At 49.3% G+C, this 5,130-nt stretch carries 1 tRNA gene and 3 rRNA genes; all 4 read right to left on the bottom strand.

The features are described from left to right. Position 1: 1 nt before the first annotated feature. Positions 2–117 (bottom strand): 5S ribosomal RNA (gene rrf / locus D2908_RS09865). Positions 118–193: 76 nt separating this feature from the next. After that, a 23S ribosomal RNA gene (locus D2908_RS09860) occupies positions 194–3,095 on the bottom strand. Between the two features lie 124 nt (positions 3,096–3,219). Then, positions 3,220–3,292: transfer RNA gene (locus tag D2908_RS09855), tRNA-Ala, on the bottom strand. A 51-nt stretch (positions 3,293–3,343) separates the two neighbouring features. Beyond that, positions 3,344–4,892: ribosomal RNA gene (locus D2908_RS09850) — 16S ribosomal RNA — on the bottom strand. The 16S, 23S and 5S rRNA genes sit together here with 1 tRNA gene alongside, the layout of an rRNA operon. Between the last annotated feature and the right edge of the window lie 238 nt (positions 4,893–5,130).

Below are 5,130 nucleotides of genomic sequence, written 5' to 3'. Positions count from 1 at the left end.
AGCTAAGCGACTTCCTTATCTCACAGGGGGCAACCCCCAACTACTTCCGGCGTTCTAGGGCTTAACTTCTGTGTTCGGCATGGGTACAGGTGTATCTCCTAGGCTATCGTCACTTAACTCTGAGTAATACCTACTCAAAATTGAATATCTATTCAAATCAAGAAAACCRTTCGCTTTCATATTCTCAGTTACTTTGGATAAGTCCTCGAGCTATTAGTATTAGTCCGCTACATGTGTCGCCACACTTCCACTTCTAACCTATCTACCTGATCATCTCTCAGGGCTCTTACTGATATAAAATCATGGGAAATCTCATCTTGAGGTGGGTTTCACACTTAGATGCTTTCAGCGTTTATCCCTTCCCTACATAGCTACCCAGCGATGCCTTTGGCAAGACAACTGGTACACCAGCGGTAAGTCCACTCTGGTCCTCTCGTACTAGGAGCAGATCCTCTCAAATTTCCTACGCCCGCGACGGATAGGGACCGAACTGTCTCACGACGTTCTGAACCCAGCTCGCGTGCCGCTTTAATGGGCGAACAGCCCAACCCTTGGGACCGACTACAGCCCCAGGATGCGACGAGCCGACATCGAGGTGCCAAACCTCCCCGTCGATGTGAACTCTTGGGGGAGATAAGCCTGTTATCCCCAGGGTAGCTTTTATCCGTTGAGCGATGGCCCTTCCATTCGGAACCACCGGATCACTAAGCCCGACTTTCGTCCCTGCTCGAGTTGTAGCTCTCGCAGTCAAGCTCCCTTATACCTTTACACTCTGCGAATGATTTCCAACCATTCTGAGGGAACCTTTGGGCGCCTCCGTTACCTTTTAGGAGGCGACCGCCCCAGTCAAACTGCCCGTCAGACACTGTCTCCGATAGGGATCACCTATCTGGGTTAGAGTGGCCATAACACAAGGGTAGTATCCCAACAGCGTCTCCTTCGAAACTGGCGTCCCGATCTCTTAGACTCCTACCTATCCTGTACATGTGGTACAGACACTCAATATCAAACTGCAGTAAAGCTCCATGGGGTCTTTCCGTCCTGTCGCGGGTAACCTGCATCTTCACAGGTACTAAAATTTCACCGAGTCTCTCGTTGAGACAGTGCCCAAATCATTACGCCTTTCGTGCGGGTCGGAACTTACCCGACAAGGAATTTCGCTACCTTAGGACCGTTATAGTTACGGCCGCCGTTTACTGGGGCTTCAATTCATACCTTCGCTTACGCTAAGCACTCCTCTTAACCTTCCAGCACCGGGCAGGCGTCACCCCCTATACATCATCTTACGATTTAGCAGAGAGCTGTGTTTTTGATAAACAGTTGCTTGGGCCTATTCACTGCGGCTGACATATGTCAGCACCCCTTCTCCCGAAGTTACGGGGTCATTTTGCCGAGTTCCTTAACGAGAGTTCTCTCGCTCACCTGAGGCTACTCGCCTCGACTACCTGTGTCGGTTTGCGGTACGGGTAGAGTATGTTTAAACGCTAGAAGCTTTTCTTGGCAGTGTGACGTCACTAACTTCGCTACTAAACTTCGCTCCCCATCACAGCTCAATGTTATAGAAYTAAGCATTTAACTCAATTCACACCTCACTGCTTAGACAGACTCTTCCATTCGTCTGCTTTAGTTAGCCTACTGCGTCCCTCCATCACTACATACTCTAGTACAGGAATATCAACCTGTTGTCCATCGGATACACCTTTCGGTCTCTCCTTAGGTCCCGACTAACCCAGGGCGGACGAGCCTTCCCCTGGAAACCTTAGTCTTACGGTGGACAGGATTCTCACCTGTCTTTCGCTACTCATACCGGCATTCTCACTTCTATGCGTTCCAGCACTCCTCACGGTATACCTTCTTCACACATAGAACGCTCTCCTACCATACCTATAAAAGGTATCCACAGCTTCGGTAAATTGTTTTAGCCCCGGTACATTTTCGGCGCAGGGTCACTCGACTAGTGAGCTATTACGCACTCTTTGAATGAATAGCTGCTTCTAAGCTAACATCCTAGTTGTCTGTGCAACCCCACATCCTTTTCCACTTAACAATTATTTTGGGACCTTAGCTGGTGGTCTGGGCTGTTTCCCTTTCGACTACGGATCTTAGCACTCGCAGTCTGACTGCCGACCATAATTCTTTGGCATTCGGAGTTTATCTGAGATTGGTAATCCGGGATGGACCCCTCACCCAAACAGTGCTCTACCTCCAAGAATCTCTAATGTCGACGCTAGCCCTAAAGCTATTTCGGAGAGAACCAGCTATCTCCAAGTTCGTTTGGAATTTCTCCGCTACCCACAAGTCATCCAAGCACTTTTCAACGTGCCCTGGTTCGGTCCTCCAGTGCGTCTTACCGCACCTTCAACCTGCTCATGGGTAGGTCACATGGTTTCGGGTCTACGTCATGATACTAATTMGCCCTATTCAGACTCGGTTTCCCTACGGCTCCGTCTCTTCAACTTAACCTCGCATCATAACGTAACTCGCCGGTTCATTCTACAAAAGGCACGCTCTCACCCATTAACGGGCTCGAACTTGTTGTAGGCACACGGTTTCAGGTTCTATTTCACTCCCCTCCCGGGGTGCTTTTCACCTTTCCCTCACGGTACTGGTTCACTATCGGTCACTAGGGAGTATTTAGGGTTGGGAGATGGTCCTCCCAGATTCCGACGGGATTTCGCGTGTCCCGCCGTACTCAGGATTCTGCTAGGTACAAAGACTATTTTAAGTACGAGGCTATTACTCTCTCTGGCTGATCTTCCCAAATCATTCTTCTATAGTCTTTGAGTCCACATTGCAGTCCTACAACCCCGAAGAGTAAACTCTTCGGTTTGCCCTCCTGCCGTTTCGCTCGCCGCTACTAAGGCAATCGCTTTTGCTTTCTCTTCCTGCAGCTACTTAGATGTTTCAGTTCACTGCGTCTTCCTCCTCACATCCTTAACAGATATGGGTAACAGGTAGTACCTGTTGGGTTCCCCCATTCGGAAATCCCTGGATCATCGCTTACTTACAGCTACCCAAGGCATATCGTCGTTTGTCACGTCCTTCTTCGGCTCCTAGTGCCAAGGCATCCACCGTGCGCCCTTATTAACTTAACCTTATTTTTTGACCTTTCAGTCATAAACTCTTATTAATACTACAGCGTTTTCGGTTTATTTTCTTGTTACTATTTGATATAGATATTCAATTTTCAATGTGCATTACTTGGTGATCTCTCACCAATGGAGCCTAGCGGGATCGAACCGCTGACCTCCTGCGTGCAAAGCAGGCGCTCTCCCAGCTGAGCTAAGGCCCCACAAGACCTCTCAAGACTAAACAAGACCAATGCGCAGTTCCTTATCCTTAGAAAGGAGGTGATCCAGCCGCACCTTCCGATACGGCTACCTTGTTACGACTTCACCCCAATCATCTATCCCACCTTAGGCGGCTGGCTCCTAAAAGGTTACCTCACCGACTTCGGGTGTTACAAACTCTCGTGGTGTGACGGGCGGTGTGTACAAGGCCCGGGAACGTATTCACCGCGGCGTGCTGATCCGCGATTACTAGCGATTCCGACTTCATGTAGGCGAGTTGCAGCCTACAATCCGAACTGAGACTGGCTTTAAGAGATTAGCTTGCCGTCACCGGCTTGCGACTCGTTGTACCAGCCATTGTAGCACGTGTGTAGCCCAGGTCATAAGGGGCATGCTGATTTGACGTCATCCCCACCTTCCTCCGGTTTATTACCGGCAGTCTCGTTAGAGTGCCCAACTAAATGATGGCAACTAACAATAAGGGTTGCGCTCGTTGCGGGACTTAACCCAACATCTCACGACACGAGCTGACGACAACCATGCACCACCTGTCACCTCTGTCCCGAAGGAAAACTCTATCTCTAGAGCGGTCAGAGGGATGTCAAGACCTGGTAAGGTTCTTCGCGTTGCTTCGAATTAAACCACATGCTCCACCGCTTGTGCGGGCCCCCGTCAATTCCTTTGAGTTTCAACCTTGCGGTCGTACTCCCCAGGCGGAGTGCTTAATGCGTTAGCTACGGCACTAAACCCCGGAAAGGGTCTAACACCTAGCACTCATCGTTTACGGCGTGGACTACCAGGGTATCTAATCCTGTTTGCTCCCCACGCTTTCGAGCCTCAGCGTCAGTTACAAGCCAGAGAGCCGCTTTCGCCACCGGTGTTCCTCCATATATCTACGCATTTCACCGCTACACATGGAATTCCACTCTCCCCTCTTGCACTCAAGTTAAACAGTTTCCAAAGCGTACTATGGTTAAGCCACAGCCTTTAACTTCAGACTTATCTAACCGCCTGCGCTCGCTTTACGCCCAATAAATCCGGACAACGCTCGGGACCTACGTATTACCGCGGCTGCTGGCACGTAGTTAGCCGTCCCTTTCTGGTAAGATACCGTCACAGTGTGAACTTTCCACTCTCACACTCGTTCTTCTCTTACAACAGAGCTTTACGATCCGAAAACCTTCTTCACTCACGCGGCGTTGCTCGGTCAGACTTCCGTCCATTGCCGAAGATTCCCTACTGCTGCCTCCCGTAGGAGTCTGGGCCGTGTCTCAGTCCCAGTGTGGCCGATCACCCTCTCAGGTCGGCTATGTATCGTTGCCTTGGTGAGCCGTTACCTCACCAACTAGCTAATACAACGCAGGTCCATCTGGTAGTGATGCAATTGCACCTTTTAAGCAAATGTCATGCAACATCTACTATTATGCGGTATTAGCTATCGTTTCCAATAGTTATCCCCCACTACCAGGCAGGTTACCTACGCGTTACTCACCCGTTCGCAACTCATCCGGAAAGAGCAAGCTCCTTCCTTCAGCGTTCTACTTGCATGTATTAGGCACGCCGCCAGCGTTCGTCCTGAGCCAGGATCAAACTCTCATTAAAAGTTTGAGTTCTCACTCATTTCTGTCACTGACAGATTTATTGTTTTTTTCATTGTTCAGTACTACAACCTCAGTTGTAGTGCCCTGCACATTGGTTCGTCTTGTTCAGTTTTCAAAGGTCTTTGTCACTCGCTTCTCTCAAGCGACAACTATATTAGTATATCACAGCCGCTTTCGCTTGTCAACACTTTTTTGAAACTTTTTTAAGTTTTTTTGAAACTTTTTTTCATCAAGTGTTT

Source organism: Streptococcus sp. LQJ-218 (assembly GCF_003428885.1).
Lineage (GTDB): Bacteria > Bacillota > Bacilli > Lactobacillales > Streptococcaceae > Streptococcus.
The sequence above is the reverse complement of the archived record's forward strand: the minus strand, read 5'-3'. Positions and strand labels throughout refer to the sequence as shown.